This is a genomic window from Clostridium collagenovorans DSM 3089, assembly GCF_900130005.1.
GTDB classification, from domain to species: domain Bacteria; phylum Bacillota; class Clostridia; order Clostridiales; family Clostridiaceae; genus Clostridium_D; species Clostridium_D collagenovorans.
Map to the genome: position 1 here is coordinate 71,051 of NZ_FQXP01000008.1, position 19,865 is coordinate 90,915.

Here is a 19,865-nt window from a genome sequence, read left to right on the forward strand (position 1 = left end):
TTATTTATCTTTATAACATTATGGTGGAATACTAGAATTTAACCAAGATATTATTAAGGTAGTTTTAATATTGCAAAGTATATAGACTATATTTATATATTCTTATGTTAATTAAAAATATTAAAAATTAATTAGTTCTATAAAATATAAATTTTAATTGTATATTTTATAGAACTAATTTTGTTATTGTTTAAAATTACATCTATGTTTAGCAGGAGTAATTTTATAAGTTTTTTTAAAGTGCTTATAAAATGATGGAATATCCTTAAAACCCGAGGAATAAGATATTTCAGTTATACTCAAATTAGAGTTTTCTAAAAGGTTACAGGCAATGTGAAGTCTAAAATTAATTAAGTATTGCTGTGGAGATAGATTATAAAATTTTATAAATATTTTATATAAGTAAGTTCTATCTATTCCTATATATTTTGCAATATCAGATACTTTGATATTATAAGTATAATTATTAAGTATGAATTCTATGGCTTTATCGATATAAGTTTTTTCTTGTTCTTTGCTTTCTAATATATTTATAGTATACATCGTAGAAAAAATCATATATAGCTGTCCTATAGCCTCAAATTCATTATAAGTAGAACTTTCAAATAATTTTATTAAATTTACTAATGTATTTTCTAGCCCCTTATCAGTTTTGTTATTAAAGATAGGGTTTTCAATAGAAAGATTACATTTTTTAAGTATTGCTTCAGCTTCATATCCGTTAAATCCAAACCAAAAATAATTCCAAGGTTCATTTTCGTCTGCAATGTAATATGTAGAATCTCCAGGACAAATTAAAAAGCCTTGCTTTTCTTTAAGTGAATAACATTTATCTCCTGCATAAAACTTACCTTTTCCACTTAATATATAGTGAAAAAGATAATGAGGGCGGATAGCAGGACCAAAATCATGTTTTGGATTACAATTCTCAAAACCACAATGATATAAGGTTAAAGAACTACTTACATATAGAGGATTATGAAATAAATATTCGATATCATTAATCATAAATATACTCCTTAAATGTAAAATAAATATATTTTAATTATAAGATAAAAATATATTTATGCAACATAATGACAATAAGTTGAAACAAAAGAAAATAGAATAAAAATTTATTATAGATATAATAAGTTTATAAAAGTTAAATTTTCTTATTAAGGGGGTAAATTTATGATTAAAATTACATTTATGGGAGCGGGTAGTACTATATTTGCAAGAAACGTTTTAGGAGATTGTATGTGTACACCTTCTTTATGTAATTGTGAAATTGCTTTGTATGACATTGATAAAAAGAGATTAGAAGAATCAGAGATAATTTTAAAAGCAATAAACAATAATGTTAATCAAAATAAAGCAACAATTAAAACATACCTAGGAGTAGAAAGTCGTAAGGAAGCATTGAAGGGAGCAAACTTTATAGTAAATGCAATTCAAGTAGGCTTTTATGATCCATGCACAATTATAGATTTTGAGATTCCTAAAAAATATGGACTTAGACAAACTATTGCTGACACTATGGGGATAGGTGGAATTATGAGGGGGTTGCGAACTATTCCAGTAATGAAAGAATTTGCTAAAGATATTGAGGAAGTTTGTCCAGAGGCATGGCTATTAAATTACACAAATCCTATGTCTATAATAACGGGATATATGCAAAGATATACAAAAGTAAAAACAGTGGGATTATGCCATAGTGTACAAGGGTGTTCAAGGGAAATTTTAAAAGCATTAGGAATGGAAGATAAATTAGAAGGTAGGAAAGAGCTTATTGCGGGAATAAATCATATGGCATGGCTTCTTGATATACATGATAAGGAAGGAAATGATTTATATCCTGAAATTAGGAAAAGAGCCATTGAGAAAAATTTAAAGGAAAAGCATGATGATATGGTACGTTATGAGTATATAAAACATTTGGGGTATTATTGTACTGAGTCAAGTGAGCATAATGCAGAATATAACTCTTTATTTATAAAAAGTAGATATCCAGAGTTAATTGATAAATTTAATATTCCATTAGATGAGTATCCAAGACGTTGTATAGAGCAAATAAAGGAATGGGAAAATGAAAAAAGTAAAATATTACAGGATGGAAAGATAACTCATAAGCGTTCTACAGAATATGCTTCATATATTATGGAATCAATAGTTACTGGTGTTCCATGTAAAATTGGTGGGAATGTAATAAATAATGGATTAATAGATAACTTATCAAAGGATGCATGTGTTGAAGTGCCATGTTTAGTAGACTCTATGGGGGTGCAGCCTTGTTATGTTGGAGAACTTCCAATTCAACTTGCAGCTATGAATATGTCTAATATTAATACTCAATTATTGACTATTGAAGCAGCTGTAACTAAAAAAAGAGAGCATATATATCAAGCTGCTATGTTGGATCCTCATACTTCGGCAGAATTATCAATTGATGATATTGTTACTATGTGTGATGAATTAATAGATGTACATGGTGATTATATGAAAGATTATTTATAAGATTAAGAAATAAATAATGAGCTATAAATGATATTGTATAGAAGTTAGTATGCTATTAAATTTAAATATTTTTTTCATAGATAAAAGCAAAGGTAAGATTAAAAAGAGTGACTCTTAAAATCTTACCTTTATATTTTAATATATAGCATAGAAAATATGTAGAGTTTATTAAAAATATCTTAATATTAGTAAAAAATTATGGTAATATACTAATATATACAAAAGTTGGGAGAAAAATATGAGGATTGCAATTTGTGATGATAATAAAGTTTTTTTAAATATTTTATATGGAAAAATAGAAAAAGTATTAGTTTCTAGAAAAGTAAATTTTACTATTGATTCTTATGTTGATTCTACTTTTATGAAAAGTGTTATTGAAAATGAAAAGGAAAATTATGATCTAGTATTGTTGGATATTGATATGCCTAATATATCAGGTATAGATATAGCAAAAGTAATTTACGAAAATTATAACTCATTAATCATTTTTTTAACTGCACATGAGGCATATGTATTTAAGTCCTTTAAATACTCTCCTCATAGGTATATAAGGAAGGACTTTGTTGACCTTGAGTTAGAAGAGGCTGTAATTTCTGCTATAAATATATTAGAAAAAAACAAGGAAGATTATTATTTTTGTAAAAGCAAAGAAAAAATTATTAAGATTAATATTGCTAATATTATGTATTTTGAATTGGTTAAGAGAAAAGTTATTTTTCATCTTAAAGATGGTTATATAGTAGAGGAAAAAAACACTATTAAAAATATAATGGGTAGTATAAATAAAGAGCAATTTATACAAATACATAGCGGAATTGTAGTAAATATATCATATATATCTACTATTTCTAAAAGTGATATAACACTTGATAATGGAGAAAACCTAATATTAAGTAGGTACAGATATAAGGATGTATATCAAAGGTTATTAGAATATTGGGGTGGAATAATATGAACAATGTATATTGGGGAGTTGAATATATTACTACTTTCGTAGAAAGTGTATTAGGTATTTTATTCATGAGCTATTGGCTTGAAAAAAGATGGGATAATAGAAAGCAACTTATAATATCGATTGAACTTTCATTTGTATGTTCAATTATAATTATATTATGCAATAGAATAAAACTTTTTGATGCCTCCAATATAATAGTATCAATGCTAATGTTTATTTTAATTAGTATTATATTATATAAAGGTTCTTTAGTGAAAATTATTTTGACTATAGGAGCAAATATATCTATAGGAATAATTTGTGATTTAATTGTTGTTTTTTTGTTTAGTAAAATGTCATATAAGTTAATTGAAGAAGTATTAAGTGAGGTTGGCACATTTAGGAGTATTGCAATATTATTAGGAAGAATGATTCTTATAACTATAATTTTAGAGATTGGTATATATAAATATAGAGATAAAACAGGAGGCAAAAAGTATTTTCTTATAAGTTTAATTTTGAGTTGTTTTATTATATACGTGAGTTTATTTTTTATAAAAATTATATCAACTTATGAAAATGATAAAAATATTCTTTACTTTTCTATGCTTTTTTATACAGTAATGCTAGTAATTATATTATTCATATATTTAGGTTTATTGAAGTTCAGCAAAGATGAAAAAGAACTAGAAGAAATGAAAATGATTAAAAATAAAAATAAGATGCTAGAAGAAAATTTAGTTGCAAACGAAAAGATATTTGAAGAATGGAAGAAGTTACAACATGATTTTAGACATAACTTATTATGTTTAAATAAACTTGTAGAAGAAAAAAAGTATGTTGAATTAGCAGAATATTTGAGTGAGTTAAATAATAATGTTTCACAACAAGGCTATAATTTAAAAACGGGGAATAAGACATTAGATATAATATTAAATTATTATAGTAAAATATCCAATTATGAAAATATCCACATGAATATAAATGTTAATATACCAGAAGGTTTTTTCCTGAAAGATACAGAGTTATGTTCTTTACTTGGGAATTCATTAGAAAATGCTATTGAAGCGACCAGAAAATCAGAGGAAAAGATGATAAGTGTAATAATAAAATCTATAAAGGATATGATTATATTTAAAATATCCAATAGTTATAATGAAGATTTAGAATATGAAAATGGAATTTTTAAAACTACTAAAAAGGAAAAAGAGTTACATGGAATAGGACTAAAAAGTATAAAAAATGTAGTTAAAAAGAATAATGGGACAATGAACATTAATTTAAATAATAAAATGTTTAATTTAATAATACAGTTTTCATTGAAAGAAATAGTAAAAATATGATTTTAAACAAACTTTAATGTATAGATAGTATATATTAAAGTTTGTTTTTTATTTTAAATTATAATCTAACGAAAAGATGGAACTAAATAAGTTCAAAAAATTACTAAATAAGCATAAAAAATAAAAATACATTTTTACATGGTATATTTTTCTTGAAGGACAGATTAAGTTTAATATGAGTAAACTAAATAGTATGGATATAATAGATTACTTATTAATATAAGGAGAAATATATAATGGACAAGCATATCTTAAAAATTAGTGATTTATGTAAAAATTATGATAAATTTTCTTTGAAAAATATAAACCTTTCATTAAAGGAAGGAGAAGTTTTAGGATTAATAGGACAGAATGGTGCAGGTAAGAGTACAACGATAAAGTCATTACTTGGATTAATATCTTATGATAGTGGTACTATTCTTATAGATAATGAGGTTATGGATACAGATAATATTAAATTAAAACATGAAATAGGATATGTTCCAGAAAACGTATTTTTATACCAAGATATTAAATGTTATGAATTTTATAAATTTGTAAAGAGTTGCTATAAAAGTTGGGATGATGATTTGTTTTTAAACTTATCTAAAAAGTTTGAATTAGATTTAGAGAAAAAAATTAAGGAGTTATCAAAAGGAAATCTAGTTAAGTTTTTGATTATCATTGCAATTAGTCATCATCCTAAATTGTTAATACTAGATGAACCTACATCAGGCCTAGATCCTATAATTAGAAATCAAGTTATTGATTATTTAAAAGATGTTGTGAAAAATGAAAGATGTTCTATATTATTTTCATCACATATAACTGAGGATATAAGTAAACTTGCAGATGTAGTTACTTATATGGATAATGGAAAAATATTATTATCAGAAAGAAAAGACACAATCTTGAATGAATATAAAAAAGTTGTATTTAAAATGGGTATTCCAAGTGATATTTGTAAAAAATATAAGTATGTGTTCAATAATGTGATTATGGTTAATAAAGAAAGTGAATTGGAAAATTTAGAATCGGAATTAAGTGAATATTACGTAGAAAATATTACCTTAGATGAGGTATTAACTATTTTAGTTAATTCTGAAAGGAGAGAAAATGTTTCAGTTAATTGTTAAAGACTTTAAATTTAATAAAAAAAATATATATATATCAACTTTAGTTTCATTATTGGGGTATTATTTAATAAGTCAAGATGGAGAAAGATATAAGATTTTAGCATGTACATTAATTCCTCTATTGATGTTTAATTTTGTTATAGGAAAGATATGTTTTATTGAGGATAGAGATAAAGTATATAAATACATACATTCATTACCTCTAAAAAAATCAGATTTTGTTCTTTCAAAATATGTTGAGGGTGCAGGAGTACTTATTTTCTCATTTGCTTTTATTTTTGTAGAAAATTACTTTTTAAAACTAATAAATAAAAATTATTTTAATTTAGATATTAATTATATAATGCTTATATTTAGTATAATGCTTATCTATATAGGTATGTTTATATTTATATATTTTAGGTTTAATTATCAAATAGCTAATCAAACTTTGATAGTGTTTTATATTTCATGCTTAATAGGATATAAAATATTTGAAACATTAAATATAAATATGTATAAGATTATAAGTTGGGATTACTTCAATATTATGTTGTTTATCATATCAATATTTGTATATAATATAACTTTTCAATTGTCTAAACGTTTTTATTACAAGAAGGATGAATAGTTAAATTTAAAAATAAAAATTCATAACAATTTTGTAATGAATTTTTAATATATACATTGTGAAGGGGGGTGTACTTAAATGGAAATTTTAAATCAAGAAGTAAATAATACAGAGGTTGGTGGAACAGTTGCATGTATTGTAGGGTGTGGAAGCTTATGTTTTATATCTTACGGTAGTGTAACAGCAATGGCCTTAGCATTAATTGCTCTTTAGGATTTATATTTAAATAAAAAGGGGGGATTCACATGGAGATAATCAATAATGAAATGAACATTAATGAAGTAGGTTTATCATGGGCATGCTTAGTTGCCTGTGGAATGAGCTGCATACTTGTAGGTGGGGTTATTGTTGGTGCGTTTGGATCAGCATTAGAAGCATTCTAAAAATAAATGAGCTTTAATATAAGGATAAGTTATACTAAAGCTTTTTAAAATACAACTGTTAATATACATGGGTTTGAATTAAGTAATTATGAAAACTCATGTATATTTTACAATATACTACTATTAGAAATAAAAGTAAAGTTATTATTAATAAGTATTGAAATAGGAGATGTATAATTAATGAATATAAATATAAATCCTAAAATATTGTTATTTAGTACAGAAAAAAATAAGTATATTTTTGATAATGTAAGTGGAAATATTATACCGCATACAGAAGAAATATTTTTTACAATTAATAATTTTTTAAAACTATCTAAAAGTCAACTTATTCATGATCTGAAAGAAAAGTTTAATATAAATGATATAGAAAGTGAGAATGTATATTTATACATAAATAACTTAGTTCATAATGGATGTTTTTTTTGCAATAGTACACACAGAGATATTGATTGCAAGGAGGAGTCATTTAAAACTCCAATATCACAACTAATTTTAGTCCTGACAGAACAATGCAATATTAGATGCAAGTATTGTATTTATTCTGAGCATTATCCTAATATTATGGAATATTCAAATGAGAGCATGGACTTTGAAACTGCAAAATTAGCTATTGATCAATATATGAATCTATATAATGAAAAGAAAAAGTATGGGTATAGGAAAAAGGCAATAGTAAGTTTTTATGGTGGTGAACCATTTTTAAAGTTTGATTTAATAAAAGAAGTAATAGATTATTGTAATACAAAAGGATATGATGTAAGGTATTATGCAACTACTAATGGAACAATAATGACTGATGAAGTTGTTGAATGTATAGTTAATAATGACTTTATAGTTACATTCAGTGTTGATGGTCATAAGGAACAACATAATAGAAATAGAGTTTTTGCTGGTGATAAAGGTACCTTTGATTTAGTTTTAAATAACATTTTAAAGCTACAAGAATATAAAAGAGAAAGAAATATTAATCAACTTATTACATTTAATTGTACCTACGATTATTACAGTGATTTAAATAAAATTATAACTTTTTTTGAAGAGAACTATGATAAATTTGATCCATTTAATGTGATGTTTGGTCCAGTAAATAAATTAGATACAACATACTATGACTATTGCAAAGAGAGCTTTAATAAGGGAATAATCAAGGAAGATATAAATACTGCAGGAAAATCATATAATGAGCTTATAGAAAAATTATCAAATAAGGACAATACTGATTGTGCAGAGTCAAGGATACTAAACTCTTTTTTTGCATCATTATCTATTATAAAAAGAAGACCTAGGGGAATTATAGAGTTACATTCTAATGCATGCATACCATCTAATAAAATAGCCGTTAGTCCAAAAGGAGAGTATTATATTTGTGAACGTATAAATCAGATGTTTAAAATTGGCGATATTAATTCAGGAATAGATTGGGATAGATGTTCTGAATTATTAAATCAATATATGGGTGTCTTAGAAGAGAATTGCAGTGATTGTAATGTAAGTAGGCTATGTGATTCATGTTATATTCATTTTATAAAGGATGATAATAATCTTGAATTTAATGAAGAGTTTTGTAAGGAAAAGAAGATGGTCATACCAAAAACATTATCAATAATATATACATTATTAGAAAAAAATCCTAAGGTATTTGAGATGGGCTTAGATAATAGTGATCAAGAAAGTTTATTTGAATTTTATCAAGTAATGAGGTAAGGAGAGATTTTAAGTGGGGAAATATTTCAGATTAAATACTTATATAAGCTTTGAATGCAATGGTAAGAATGCATGTATATATAATTTGGCTAGTGGAGATATAATTTTATTGGATGAAATTAAGGCAGATATAATTAGAAAATGTGAAGATTACAAAGAAGTAAGTGAGTTAAATGATGAAGAAGTAAAGTTTTTAGATGAACTTGAAAAAATGGGTATAGGTAGATACTACGATGAAAAAGTATATATTGAAAAAATGATTTTGGGACAAGACCCTGAGCTTGAAAGTACAATGAAAAAAAATATAAGGTTTTCTAGATTATTTTTAGAAATAACTAATGAGTGTAATTTAGCTTGTTCATTTTGTAATTATTTAGATGAAAATGCATATAGAAAAACTGGTTGTAAACGTTGGATATCAAGAGGAAGAAGGTTAAGTATAGAAGATTACAAAGATATAATTAAGCAATCTTTTTTTATGGGTACTAGTGAGATTGTATTTATTGGTGGAGAACCGTTATTAGAATATAAAAAAATTATAGAGCTTATGAGATATGCCAAATCAATTGGTATAGAGAGGTTTACTATATATAGTAATATAATTTTATTAAATAATGATATCTTAGAAAGTTTAAGTGAGTTTAATGTAAAGTTTATAATTGAAGTTTTTTCAAATAATAGTAAAGAATTTAAGCAAATTTGTAATAAAGATATAGATATAAATATATATGAAAAATTAAAATTACTAATAAAAAATAATATTGAATTTGAGGTAAAGTTATTAGTATGTAAAGAGAACGAGGATAATATAGAAAATATATTAAATGAATTGAAAAATATACTAAGTGGTCAAAAAATACAATTAGATTTTGTGTATCCGCATAATAAAATACATCATGCTAAAAAATATATAGATTACCTTTACAATAAAAAAGCTAAATTATTTAGAGTAAGCTTAGGTGTTTATTCAACAATAAGTAAGTATAATAATTGTTTTGCTAATCAAATTGCAGTTACTTTAAATGGAGATGTGCTTCCATGTATTATGACTAGAAGGTTAAGCTTAGGATGTGTTTTTGAAAAAAGCTTATGTGATATAGTAACTGATGGTAGATATGAAAATTTACAATGTTTATCAAGAAGTAAAGTAGAAGACTGTAAGCAATGTGTATATAGATTCGGATGTATTGATTGTAGGGCTATAGAGCTAGAAGCAACTAATAAGATAAATAGAACTAAGTATTGCGAATGTGTTAGTGAGAGGTAAGTTTAATGATTTTTGAAAAGTGGATATTTGAAAATAGAGAGGAATATATAAAAAAGATATCAGAAATTATTAAAGAAAATTATGTATTCTGGGATGAAGTATGTGAAGAGTGGGATCATAGGGTGAATGAGTGTATAATTAAATCAAATAAGTGTGAATCCTTAGATGAAATTTATGAAAATATAGACAGAATGTTACTAGAGTTAAATGATCCACATACAAGATTTAGAAATAAAAACAATATATCTAAAGTTAGTATGTTATTAGCGGAATATAACGATAAATATTATATAGTTGATGTATTTTATGGAAACTCTTTTGTAAATAGAGGAGATCAGTTGATTAGTATTAATAATTTAGAGATAAAAAAGATTAAAGAGAATTTAAGTTTAAAATATAAATTTAAATCTAAATATATTAGAGATGCATGTATATTAGAAGACATAATGAAGAATTATTTAAAAGAAGAATCACAGATAGAGTATTTAAGAGACAATAAAATATTTAAGGAAAAAATAACTGCTAATATTGATAAGAAAAATGATATAAATTCTAGCAAAGAAAACTATAAGGAATTTAAATCTTGTTATAAAATTAGTATTAATGAAAATACGGAATATATAAAATTGATGACTTTTAATCATACTTTAGTTGATAAGGAATTTGAAGAAATTTTAAGTGAAATAAAGAATAAAAATTTAATAATAGATATTAGAGGTAATATGGGTGGAAGTATTGAAAAAGCTATAAATATTACTTCATTAATGTTAGAAGAAGATAAAAATTTAGGTTTTAAATTAAATAGAAATGATAATGAAGTAACTCCTATTACTATAAAAGCAACTTTGAAATATTTGAATAACTTAAAGAAAGTTATTGTTTTAGTAAACCAGAATACGGGAAGTTCAGCTGAAAATATATTTGTTAGAGCTCTAAAAGGTAATAGCAAATTTACATTTGTAGGAACAGAAACTATGGGATTAATGCATCAGGCAACAGTATATCCACTAAAGGGTAATTCATATTTACAAGTGACCACAAGTAAATATCTAGATAGTAATAAAAATATATTAAAAGATATTGGTATAGAACCAGATGTTTATATAGATAATGGAGTTAATACCTTAAGAGGAATGGACAAGCAACTTGAGGCTGCAATTCATATTATTTCTTAAAGTATTATGTTAGTATCATTAAAAGTATAAAAAACTAAAATAAAAATTAGTTTTTTAATTTTAATATAGTATGAATTTATTTTAAATAAGTAATTAAATAATAAAATATGATTTCGAGGTTAAAATTATGAAGAAGATATTTAAGTATATATTAATCGGTATTATATGGTGTTTAGGCTATACTATTATAAATTTAATAAAGATGAAAGAGAACTTTATTACTTTTATGCAAAGCAAAAATTATATTTATGAGTTAATATTATATTTTATTATTTCTATAATGGTTACATTCATAGTTGAAATTAGAAGTAAGAAAAAAATACCTAAATAGATTTATAATGTTTTCCGTAGAATATTAAGACTAAGATATGGAGAAATTATAAAGAAAGTATGATTAATATCTGATAATTAATATAAACATTATAGGTTAGAGGAGTATTGCTATGAAGGTTAGACTTGGATATGTAGCTATTTCTAATAAGTTAGGAAAAAAGGTAACTAGCTCAAGTACGGTTACCTTTAGTAATTATAATAAAATTTCTGCGGAAAAGGAAAGGATTGAGAAGTTAAAAGCAGTAACTTTATCTAACTTTCAAGATTTAATAAAAATTCTTAAATACAATATAGAAAACAATATACATTTTTATAGAGTAACTTCTGCCTTGATTCCCTTAGCAACTCATCCAGAGGTGGGATACTGGGGACATAGAGAAATCTTTAAAAAAGATAGTGAGTATATTGAAAAGTTAGTAAGGGAAAGTAACATGAGAATTGACCTTCATCCGGATCAATTTAATGTTATTAATAGTATCAATCCTCAAGTTGTAGAAAACACAGAGAAAAACTTGATTTTTCAGGCTAATTTTTTTGAAGATATCAATTATCCAGAGGGAAAATTAGTAATTCATGTGGGCGGGGCTACTGGAGGAAAGGAAGAAGGAATAAAAAGATTCATAAGTAACTTTAACAATCTAAATGAAAATATTAAAAAGAGATTGATTATAGAGAATGATGATAAAATGTATACTGCAAAGGAAACCTTAGACTTATGTAAGGTATTAAAAGTACCTATGGTTTTAGATGTACATCATCATAACTGTAATAATAATGGAGAAGATATAGAGGATTTAATAGAAGAAATATTTTTAACTTGGAATAATGAAAAATTACCACCTAAAATTCATTTTTCATCGCCTAGAGATGGAATTTATGATAGAAAACATGCTGATTTTATAGAGGTAGTAGAATTTATGAATTTTATTGAGAAAGCTAAGAAAATTAATATGGATTTTGATGTAATGCTTGAATGTAAGGAGAAGGATATAGCATTATATAAATTATCAAATGAGCTTAAAGAACTTCAAAATAAATATAAGTGGATTGATGAAAGTAGTTTTATAGTTGATTAAAAATATATTACATTAAATAAAACTAAATATAGTCATTTAAAGTTGCTGTTGCATTAGAAGAAAGGGACCATATTATATGGGGTTACTTTTTAATGTATCAGCATTTTTTATTTGAATTTCAAATACTACTATATTCAAATAGTATGATATTCAAAATGTATTGATATATATAGGTAATAAGATATATAATTACTTATAAGTAAAATTATTCAATAAGGAGGAGTTCGACAAAGATAACTAATTGAAAAGCAAAATAATAACTATAAATTGTAAGCCTAAAAATTTAAAAGTAGTAATTAACAGCAGATAATTAAAATAATATCATTTGGCATATCTCAATATTATTTCATAAGTATGATGTGAAAATAATTATTTTAAATTAAAAACGTAAGAAATGGTATAGGTAATCAAAAATTTAAAATTATTAGGAGGATTATTATGGAGGATAATAAAGATCTTAAGGTTGGTGGAGGAATAATGACTGTTGCCATTATTCAAATGGTCCTTTATGTATTAGGGATATTAGGAGAAATTTTTCTGATTTTTAGTAAGGATAAAATTATGGACGAGTTATCTAAAATGAATATGGCAGATAGTTTTCAAATAAGTATTGGAGAGATGGCTATATCACTTTTACTTTCAGTAGTTATTCTTGCTAGCTTAATATTAATTTTACGTAAAGTGAAACTAGGGGTAATTATGTATTATGCATGTACTTTAGTAAGTATAATTTGTAACATAATTTTAAGTGGATTTAGTTTATCAGGTTTTATAAGTTCATTAATATTTCCTGGTTTAATGTTGATCTTTATTAGCAAAAAGAAAGAACTTTATGGACTAGGTACTAAGGTAGAAGCTTAAGATTAATTAATTGTCAGCAGATAATTGATTACAGTGGAGGTATTTCAATTGAAAAAAAATATAATAGTTGGCTCTATTATAATAGCAAGTAGCTTAATTTTAATAGGAAGTGCTTTATATATTAAAAATACTTCTTCATCACAGGGAGCCAGAGCTAAAGTAGAGATATTAGATATAAAATCTAGTGAGAAGGTTTTTATAAATGGTAAGATTATTCCGGAAAATAGTGAAGCAATATACCTTGATTCAATGAAGGGAAAAGTTAATGAGGTTAAGGTTGAAAATGGACAAGAGGTAAAAAAGGATGATATTCTCTTCATTTATAAAAATGAACAAGTAACAGAGCAAATTGCTCAAGTTAATAATCAAAAAACTACAAGTATAAAACAAAAGAATGGACTTATAAGTAAGAAGGATAAAACAAAGCAGCAAGTGGCTAATGTGCAAGATGATGCAACTAATCAAACATTATTAGCGGGATTAAGTGGAGGCGGTATAGAGTCTCAGATAGCTGCTATAGATGAACAAATTGCTACAATAGATATACAAATAAATTCTTTTGATGACCAATTAAAAGCCTTAAAAGAAAAGGAATATTATAATGTAAAATCTCCTATTGATGGTAAAGTAATTATAAAGGATGAAAGTAAAAATCCAACAGATCCTTATATGATTATTGAGGATAGTAAGTTTTATGTCAAAGGTGTAGTTAATGAAAAAGAGCTTTTAAAGTTAAAGCTTGATCAAGCAGTAGATGTAAATGTATTATCTAATAATGCAAAGCTAAAGGGAAAAGTAACCTTTATAGATAATAGACCTACAGAGAGCATGGATGCTGCAGCGGCTATGAAGGCTGGAGGAAGTGAAATATCTAGTTATGAAGTTAAGATATCCCTTGATTCTCAAGAAAATATAATTAATGGATTTCATGTTCAAGCAATAGCTAAGTTATCTAATGAAGAAATTAAAATACCTAAGAAAGCTATTATAGAGGAGAATGATAAGAAGTATGTATTTAAATCTATTAATAATAAATTATCTAAGGTAGAAGTAGAAGGTGAAAATGTAGCTAATGATGAGTTTAAGGTAACTAAGGGAGTAGATGAAGAAGATAAAGTTGTCACAAATCCATCTGAAAATATGAAGGAAGGGGATAGTTGTGAGTAAGCTTATAGAATTAAAGAATATAGAAAAGTTTTATAAACTAAGAGATGAAAAACTTCATGCTTTGAAGTCTATAAATTTAACTATAAATCAAGGTGATTTTTTAATGATTATGGGTAAGTCAGGTAGTGGAAAAACAACCTTGCTAAACATATTGGGTTTATTAGATAGCTTTGATGGTGGAATTTATAACTTTAATGGAGAAGATTTAATTAATTTGTATGAAGATAAGAAATCTGAGCTTAGAAATAAATATATGGGATTTATATTTCAACAGTTTCATTTAATTGAAAGTTTAAGTATAGGAGGAAATGTAGAATTACCCTTACTTTATGCAGGAAATATTCCAGTAGCAGAACGAAGAGAGAGGGTAGATAAGTACTTAGATTTAGTAGGATTACTTAATAAAAAGAATGTAAAGCCTACTGAATTATCTGGTGGTCAGCAGCAGAGAATAGCTATTGCAAGAGCATTAATAAATAATCCATATGTTATTTTTGCTGATGAACCAACAGGAGCTTTGGATAGTGAAACTGGTGAAGAAATTATGAATATATTAAAGAGGATGAATGAGGAGAATAAAACCATAGTAATGGTTACTCATGATGCGGATTTAGTTAGATATGCTAATAAGGTAATTTATATAAAAGATGGTGTAATTACAAAGGTGGATGAAAAATGTCCTTTATAAATTTAATTAAAACCTCTATTCATAATTTAAAATCTCATAAACTTAGAGTTATGCTTACTATGATAGGTATAATAATTGGAATAAGCTCAGTAGTAACGATTTTATCTATAGGTAATGGTCTTAAAGAAAAAGTTACAAGTTCTTCAGAAGACGTTAATGCAAATAAAGTATGTATGAGCTATGAACCTGAAAACATGAATGTAGATATATCATTAGTAGAATTTTTAAATGAAAATGATATAAGAGACCTTGGAAAAATTAAAGGTGTTGAAAAGGCTGAAAGAGTTAAACAAAATTTAGCTGGAATTAATTTAACAACTATGGAACTTAAATATTTTGATAAAAAAGCTGTAGTGTTTTTAGATACCTACAAGGATAGTAAGCTTAATATACTACATGGACGTGGGTTCAAAAATAGTGAGAAGGGACGAAATGTAGTTGTATTAAACTTTGATGCAGCTAAACAATTATTTGATGTTCCAGAGGAAGGTATAGGAAAGGCTATAGATATTGGTGGTAGTCAATATGAGGTAGTTGGAATCTTAAATGAAGCAAAGGATATGTTTGCGGCCTTTGATTCTAGTTATGTGTTTAAGGATGATTTTGCAGAGGTGAAAAATAATGAACCTATATATGGAATAGATGTTACTATAAAGCCTGATGCTGATAAAGACAAGATAATTGAAGAGATGAAAACTAAACTTAAAGAAAATCATAGTGACTTAAAAGGAAAGTATACTGTGGAGGATCCTCAACAAGTTACTAAGGTTTTTGAAGAGTTAATAGGTGGAGTTACTGCATTTATAGCTTTTGTATCAGGAATTTCTCTACTTGTAGGTGGAATTGGTGTTATGAATATAATGTATGTATCAGTTTCAGAGAGAAAAAGGGAGATTGGTATAAGAAGGGCGATAGGAGCTAAACAAAATAGTATATTATTACAATTTCTTTTAGAGTCAGCTATAGTTACAGGTATAGGTGGATTAATAGGAATATTAATGGGTTATTTATTTGCAAAATTAGCTGGAGTATTTTTACCTTTTGAGCCAGTAATGACTGTTGGAAGCTTCGTAGGTGCTACTCTTACATCAATTATAGTAGGGGTTGTTTTTGGTATGATTCCTGCATATAATGCATCTAAGCTTGACCCTATAAAGGCAATTTATAGATAGTATTATAAGAAAATTATAAAAACTGAAAATGGATGTCGCATTAATAGCTATAAATAAAATATTATTCTACTATAGTTAGATATAAGTAAGCTATATTATGGTAATGGCTTTTAGTGCGACAAACCTTTTGTAATAACAGTTAAGCTTGATATATGAGTTTTAAGCAAAGTTGTACATAAGTACATATATACATACTTATCCTGTGGATAAAAAATAAATTTTAAGTTTTTATATTAAAGATCGTCTTTAAAAATATATAAGCCTTATTTTAAAGGTTAAATTACATGAAATTGAGAGTAATAAAATTATAAAATAAGTTATTAGAAGAATAAAAGTAAATAATTAAGAGGGGAGGATTTAGTGAGTAGATTTATATTTATAACTTAACAACTCACTAAAAAATAATTATGATTTTAAAAGATGCTATGACACCACTTGAAAGAGGAAAGGCATTAGCAGAAGGAAGAGAAGTGGATAGGCTTCCATGCAATCCTAACTTAGCTAATGGAGTTGCACTTATACATGGATGTAAGATTTCAGAGTTTAACAGTAATGCTAAAACTTTAGCAGATGCTCAAATTGCTGCTTATAGACGATTTGGTTATGATGGTATTAGAATATTTACGGATTTATTTACATGGGCAGAAGCCATGGGAGCACAGGTAATATGTCCTGAAAATAATACCGTTGATTTGGCGAAACCAGCTATTTCAGATATAAGTGAAATTAGTAAGATACAACCAGCTGATCCATATAGAGATGGAAGATTACCAGTGCATTTAGAAGCAATGAAATATTTAATAGAGGGTGTTGGAAAAGAAGTTGGATGTTCAGCGGGAGTAGTTGGACCATTTACAAATGCATTTTTCCTTATTGGGGTTGATAATGCACTTAAGCTAATTCGTAAAAACCCAGAAGTTATACATAAATTATGTGAAATATCTCTAGAAACTTGCATGAGATATGCTGAAGCTGCAATAAACATAGGACTTACCCCTACAATATCAGAACCAATGTCTTCATGTACTGTTGTTAGTCCTAAAGATTTTAGAGAATTTTCACTTCCTTATTTAAAAAGATTAGTTGATTTTATTAAAAGTAGAGGAAAAGGTGTTGTTATACATATATGTGGACAGACTAAAAACATATGGGAAGATGTTGTTAACATGGGTATAAACGGATTTAGTATAGATAATGTTGCTAACTTAAAGGAATGTTGTAATACTATAGGAGACAGAGCACGTATATTAGGGCACATAGATCCAGGTGGAGTAATGTATGGTGGAACTCCAGAGGAGGTAAGACAAAAAACTTTAGAAGATATTTTAGATGCATATAATTCTCCAATGGGCTACACAGTTATGTCAGGATGTAGTTTACCAATAAAAACTCCTCTTGAAAATATAGATGCTATGATGAATACAGTTAGAGAAGTTGGATATCCAGTAAATGAAGATAAAATAAGAAAACTTTTAAATTTAGAGGCCCTAGTTAAATAAAAATTATATTAAATAATAAAGTTATAAAGGAATCTATGAGAGGTATAATAAAAATCTCTTATAGATTCCTTTATAGTTTCAAAATATACTTTTCAGGAAAAGGTATTAAATATATGTTTATATTAATGAGTATATTTTAATGTAATGGTATGAAGTTATGCTATAAAGAAGCTTAAACTATAATAAATAAATAAATAAATAAATAAATAAATAAATAAATAGATAGATAGATAGATAGATAGATAATTAAGGGTATGTATTTAGGAGTATGTTTTAAAAAAAGTATATAGACAATTATCTATATTAGGAATATACTATGGGTATATAGAGAAATATCTATGTTAAAGGTATAAGAAGTATATAGAAGATTATCTATATATGTTGTAGAGATTAGAATAAATAAGTCTTATCATAAATTTGAAAAGTGAGATGATGACATGAAATATAATTTTAAGGAATATGCTAAGGTTTTTAAAGCCTTATCAGATGAAACGAGATTGAAAATAATTAAAATGCTTAGTGAAACAGAGGAATTATGTGCATGTAAGATTTTAGAGAGTTTCAATATAACTCAACCAACTCTTTCTTATCATATGAAGATATTAGTTGATAGTGGATTAGTATTAAGTAATAAGGTTGGATTTTGGATGCATTATAAGGTTAATTTAGAAAAATTAAATGAGATTACTGAATTCTTAGAAAATAAAATAGAGGAGGAAGGATTTATGCAAGGAGAAAAGATCGATTTATATGTATTAACAGGTTTTTTAGGATCAGGTAAAACTACAATATTATTAAAGCTTTTAGATTTACTTAAGGATGAAAGGATTGGAATTATTCAAAATGAATTTGGAAAGTTAAGTATTGATGGAATGATTCTTAAAAAAGATAATTTAGAGATGACTGAAATAAATAGAGGATCAATATTTTGCTCTTGCTTAAAATTATCCTTTGTTCAAGCATTAGTTGAGATGTCTAATCAAAATTTAAAATATCTATTTGTGGAAAGTTCAGGACTTGCTGACCCTTCTAATGTAGAAGAGATATTAGAAGGGGCTAAGTCTTTATGTGGAGATAAGTATAACTTTAAGGGTGCCATATGCTTAATTGATGCAGTTAACTTTTTAGATCAGTTAGAGGATTTAGAAACTGTTAATCGTCAATTAAAACATTGTCATATGGCAATAATAAATAAGGTTGATTTGGTAAGTGAAAGTGAATTATCAAAAGTAATTGAAGAACTTAGAAAAATAAATCCAGTTTGTGATGTAGTTACAGGTGCTTTTGGAAATTTTGAAATGGATTTTTTAAATAAGAATTTATTAGAAAATCATTGGGTGGAAGGGGAAGAAACTACTAATAGTGCAGATACAAAACCAAAGACTCTAACAATGAACTTTAATGGCACTGTTAAGAAAGAGAAGATGGAAGAATTTTTAAACACAGTAAAGGATAAAAGTTATAGAATCAAGGGTTTTTTTAAGTTAGAGGATGGCTGGAATCAAATTGATGTAGTTGGTAAAAGAATAGATTACAAGAGTTGCGATGAGAAAGAAGCTTCTCAAATGGTGTTTATATCTAAAATAGGTCCTGCAATTATAAGACCTATTATTAATAATTGGAATGAGATAATAGGAGAAGAAATGGAATTAAAGAATTAAGGAGGAGAGTCTATGGAAATTAAGGTTATAGGCGAAGGCTGTGAAAAATGTGATAAATTATATGATAATACAGTTCAGGCTACTAAAGAATTAAATATAGAAGCAAAGATAATAAAGGTAGAAAGTCTAATGGATATTATAGCTTTAGGAGTTATGAGCACTCCTAGTTTAATGGTGGATGGGAAAGTAAAATCTTTAGGACAGGTGCTATCAGTAGATAAAATCAAGAAGTTATTAGTATAAAAATAAAATGTAAGAAATGAAAGTAATATAGAAGAGATAAAAATAGAAGCTCTAAGGATAGCTAAAGTTGTATTATTATATTCTTAGAGATATAAGTAGAGATAATAAGTTTTAAAATTTAAAATAAAAAGGGTA

20 protein-coding genes are annotated in these 19,865 nt (G+C 26.0%); 19 read left to right on the plus strand and 1 reads right to left on the minus strand.

What is annotated here, in order from left to right; genetic code table 11:
• Positions 1-183: 183 nt before the first annotated feature.
• On the minus strand, positions 184-1,008 hold the full coding sequence (locus BUA48_RS10790; protein ID WP_072832074.1) for an AraC family transcriptional regulator: 825 nt from the start codon (positions 1,006-1,008) through the stop codon (positions 184-186).
• Positions 1,009-1,173: 165 nt separating this feature from the next.
• On the opposite strand from BUA48_RS10790, the gene melA reads away from it, so the two are divergent.
• The 19 genes from melA to BUA48_RS10880 all read left to right on the plus strand — a co-directional run bounded on the left by melA (position 1,174) and on the right by BUA48_RS10880 (position 19,730).
• Positions 1,174-2,496 carry an alpha-glucosidase/alpha-galactosidase gene (gene melA, locus BUA48_RS10795; protein WP_072832075.1) on the plus strand — a complete coding sequence of 441 codons (1,323 nt, stop codon included), beginning with the start codon at positions 1,174-1,176 and terminating at the stop codon, positions 2,494-2,496.
• A gap of 238 nt (positions 2,497-2,734) precedes the next feature.
• A complete protein-coding gene (locus BUA48_RS10800; protein ID WP_072832076.1) occupies positions 2,735-3,451 on the plus strand; it encodes a LytR/AlgR family response regulator transcription factor in 717 nt (238 codons plus the stop codon).
• A complete protein-coding gene (locus tag BUA48_RS10805) occupies positions 3,448-4,773 on the plus strand; it encodes a sensor histidine kinase (RefSeq protein WP_072832077.1) in 1,326 nt (441 codons plus the stop codon). Before BUA48_RS10800 ends, BUA48_RS10805 begins: the two co-directional genes overlap by 4 nt.
• Before the next feature lie 236 nt (positions 4,774-5,009).
• Positions 5,010-5,888 carry an ABC transporter ATP-binding protein gene (locus BUA48_RS10810; RefSeq protein ID WP_072832078.1) on the plus strand — a complete coding sequence of 293 codons (879 nt, stop codon included), beginning with the start codon at positions 5,010-5,012 and terminating at the stop codon, positions 5,886-5,888.
• Positions 5,869-6,498, plus strand: coding sequence for an ABC-2 transporter permease (locus BUA48_RS10815; RefSeq protein ID WP_072832079.1), 630 nt, complete (start codon positions 5,869-5,871; stop codon positions 6,496-6,498). Before BUA48_RS10810 ends, BUA48_RS10815 begins: the two co-directional genes overlap by 20 nt.
• Positions 6,499-6,576: 78 nt before the next feature.
• Positions 6,577-6,711, plus strand: a complete 135-nt coding sequence (locus BUA48_RS15950; RefSeq protein WP_278336843.1) for a hypothetical protein — start codon at positions 6,577-6,579, stop codon at positions 6,709-6,711.
• Between the two features lie 32 nt (positions 6,712-6,743).
• The gene (locus tag BUA48_RS15610; protein ID WP_178138975.1) at positions 6,744-6,881 is read left to right on the plus strand and encodes a hypothetical protein; all 138 of its coding nucleotides are present in this window, start codon (positions 6,744-6,746) and stop codon (positions 6,879-6,881) included.
• Between the two features lie 180 nt (positions 6,882-7,061).
• Positions 7,062-8,588 (plus strand): radical SAM protein, encoded by a 1,527-nt coding sequence (locus BUA48_RS10820; protein WP_072832080.1) that lies wholly within the window; start codon positions 7,062-7,064, stop codon positions 8,586-8,588.
• A gap of 13 nt (positions 8,589-8,601) precedes the next feature.
• Positions 8,602-9,855 carry a radical SAM protein gene (locus tag BUA48_RS10825; protein WP_072832081.1) on the plus strand — a complete coding sequence of 418 codons (1,254 nt, stop codon included), beginning with the start codon at positions 8,602-8,604 and terminating at the stop codon, positions 9,853-9,855.
• 5 nt (positions 9,856-9,860) lie between these two features.
• Positions 9,861-11,030 carry a S41 family peptidase gene (locus BUA48_RS10830; RefSeq protein WP_072832082.1) on the plus strand — a complete coding sequence of 390 codons (1,170 nt, stop codon included), beginning with the start codon at positions 9,861-9,863 and terminating at the stop codon, positions 11,028-11,030.
• Between the two features lie 127 nt (positions 11,031-11,157).
• Complete coding sequence (locus BUA48_RS15615; RefSeq protein WP_072832083.1) at positions 11,158-11,361, plus strand: hypothetical protein; 204 nt, start codon at positions 11,158-11,160, stop codon at positions 11,359-11,361.
• A 112-nt stretch (positions 11,362-11,473) separates the two neighbouring features.
• On the plus strand, positions 11,474-12,439 hold the full coding sequence (uvsE, locus tag BUA48_RS10840) for a UV DNA damage repair endonuclease UvsE (protein ID WP_072832084.1): 966 nt from the start codon (positions 11,474-11,476) through the stop codon (positions 12,437-12,439).
• 438 nt (positions 12,440-12,877) lie between these two features.
• Complete coding sequence (locus BUA48_RS10845; RefSeq protein ID WP_072832085.1) at positions 12,878-13,300, plus strand: hypothetical protein; 423 nt, start codon at positions 12,878-12,880, stop codon at positions 13,298-13,300.
• 48 nt (positions 13,301-13,348) lie between these two features.
• On the plus strand, positions 13,349-14,467 hold the full coding sequence (locus tag BUA48_RS10850; protein ID WP_072832086.1) for an efflux RND transporter periplasmic adaptor subunit: 1,119 nt from the start codon (positions 13,349-13,351) through the stop codon (positions 14,465-14,467).
• On the plus strand, positions 14,460-15,155 hold the full coding sequence (locus BUA48_RS10855) for an ABC transporter ATP-binding protein (RefSeq protein WP_072832087.1): 696 nt from the start codon (positions 14,460-14,462) through the stop codon (positions 15,153-15,155). Before BUA48_RS10850 ends, BUA48_RS10855 begins: the two co-directional genes overlap by 8 nt.
• Positions 15,143-16,327 carry an ABC transporter permease gene (locus BUA48_RS10860; protein WP_072832088.1) on the plus strand — a complete coding sequence of 395 codons (1,185 nt, stop codon included), beginning with the start codon at positions 15,143-15,145 and terminating at the stop codon, positions 16,325-16,327. Before BUA48_RS10855 ends, BUA48_RS10860 begins: the two co-directional genes overlap by 13 nt.
• Positions 16,328-16,734: 407 nt before the next feature.
• Positions 16,735-17,826 (plus strand): uroporphyrinogen decarboxylase family protein, encoded by a 1,092-nt coding sequence (locus BUA48_RS10865; RefSeq protein ID WP_072832089.1) that lies wholly within the window; start codon positions 16,735-16,737, stop codon positions 17,824-17,826.
• A gap of 437 nt (positions 17,827-18,263) precedes the next feature.
• Positions 18,264-19,487, plus strand: a complete 1,224-nt coding sequence (locus BUA48_RS10875; RefSeq protein ID WP_341465248.1) for a metalloregulator ArsR/SmtB family transcription factor — start codon at positions 18,264-18,266, stop codon at positions 19,485-19,487.
• 12 nt (positions 19,488-19,499) lie between these two features.
• Positions 19,500-19,730 carry a thioredoxin family protein gene (locus tag BUA48_RS10880; RefSeq protein WP_072832090.1) on the plus strand — a complete coding sequence of 77 codons (231 nt, stop codon included), beginning with the start codon at positions 19,500-19,502 and terminating at the stop codon, positions 19,728-19,730.
• The last annotated feature ends 135 nt before the right edge of the window (positions 19,731-19,865 follow it).

Bases quoted from the DNA above. Each gene is read 5' to 3' on its own strand.
- BUA48_RS10790 (WP_072832074.1), bottom strand. From the start codon at position 1,008: ATGATTAATGATATCGAATATTTATTTCATAATCCTCTATATGTAAGT.
- melA (WP_072832075.1), top strand. From the start codon at position 1,174: ATGATTAAAATTACATTTATGGGAGCGGGTAGTACTATATTTGCAAGA.
- BUA48_RS10800 (WP_072832076.1), top strand. From the start codon at position 2,735: ATGAGGATTGCAATTTGTGATGATAATAAAGTTTTTTTAAATATTTTA.
- BUA48_RS10805 (WP_072832077.1), top strand. From the start codon at position 3,448: ATGAACAATGTATATTGGGGAGTTGAATATATTACTACTTTCGTAGAA.
- BUA48_RS10810 (WP_072832078.1), top strand. From the start codon at position 5,010: ATGGACAAGCATATCTTAAAAATTAGTGATTTATGTAAAAATTATGAT.
- BUA48_RS10815 (WP_072832079.1), top strand. From the start codon at position 5,869: ATGTTTCAGTTAATTGTTAAAGACTTTAAATTTAATAAAAAAAATATA.
- BUA48_RS15950 (WP_278336843.1), top strand. From the start codon at position 6,577: ATGGAAATTTTAAATCAAGAAGTAAATAATACAGAGGTTGGTGGAACA.
- BUA48_RS15610 (WP_178138975.1), top strand. From the start codon at position 6,744: ATGGAGATAATCAATAATGAAATGAACATTAATGAAGTAGGTTTATCA.
- BUA48_RS10820 (WP_072832080.1), top strand. From the start codon at position 7,062: ATGAATATAAATATAAATCCTAAAATATTGTTATTTAGTACAGAAAAA.
- BUA48_RS10830 (WP_072832082.1), top strand. From the start codon at position 9,861: ATGATTTTTGAAAAGTGGATATTTGAAAATAGAGAGGAATATATAAAA.
- BUA48_RS15615 (WP_072832083.1), top strand. From the start codon at position 11,158: ATGAAGAAGATATTTAAGTATATATTAATCGGTATTATATGGTGTTTA.
- uvsE (WP_072832084.1), top strand. From the start codon at position 11,474: ATGAAGGTTAGACTTGGATATGTAGCTATTTCTAATAAGTTAGGAAAA.
- BUA48_RS10845 (WP_072832085.1), top strand. From the start codon at position 12,878: ATGGAGGATAATAAAGATCTTAAGGTTGGTGGAGGAATAATGACTGTT.
- BUA48_RS10860 (WP_072832088.1), top strand. From the start codon at position 15,143: ATGTCCTTTATAAATTTAATTAAAACCTCTATTCATAATTTAAAATCT.
- BUA48_RS10865 (WP_072832089.1), top strand. From the start codon at position 16,735: ATGATTTTAAAAGATGCTATGACACCACTTGAAAGAGGAAAGGCATTA.
- BUA48_RS10875 (WP_341465248.1), top strand. From the start codon at position 18,264: ATGAAATATAATTTTAAGGAATATGCTAAGGTTTTTAAAGCCTTATCA.
- BUA48_RS10880 (WP_072832090.1), top strand. From the start codon at position 19,500: ATGGAAATTAAGGTTATAGGCGAAGGCTGTGAAAAATGTGATAAATTA.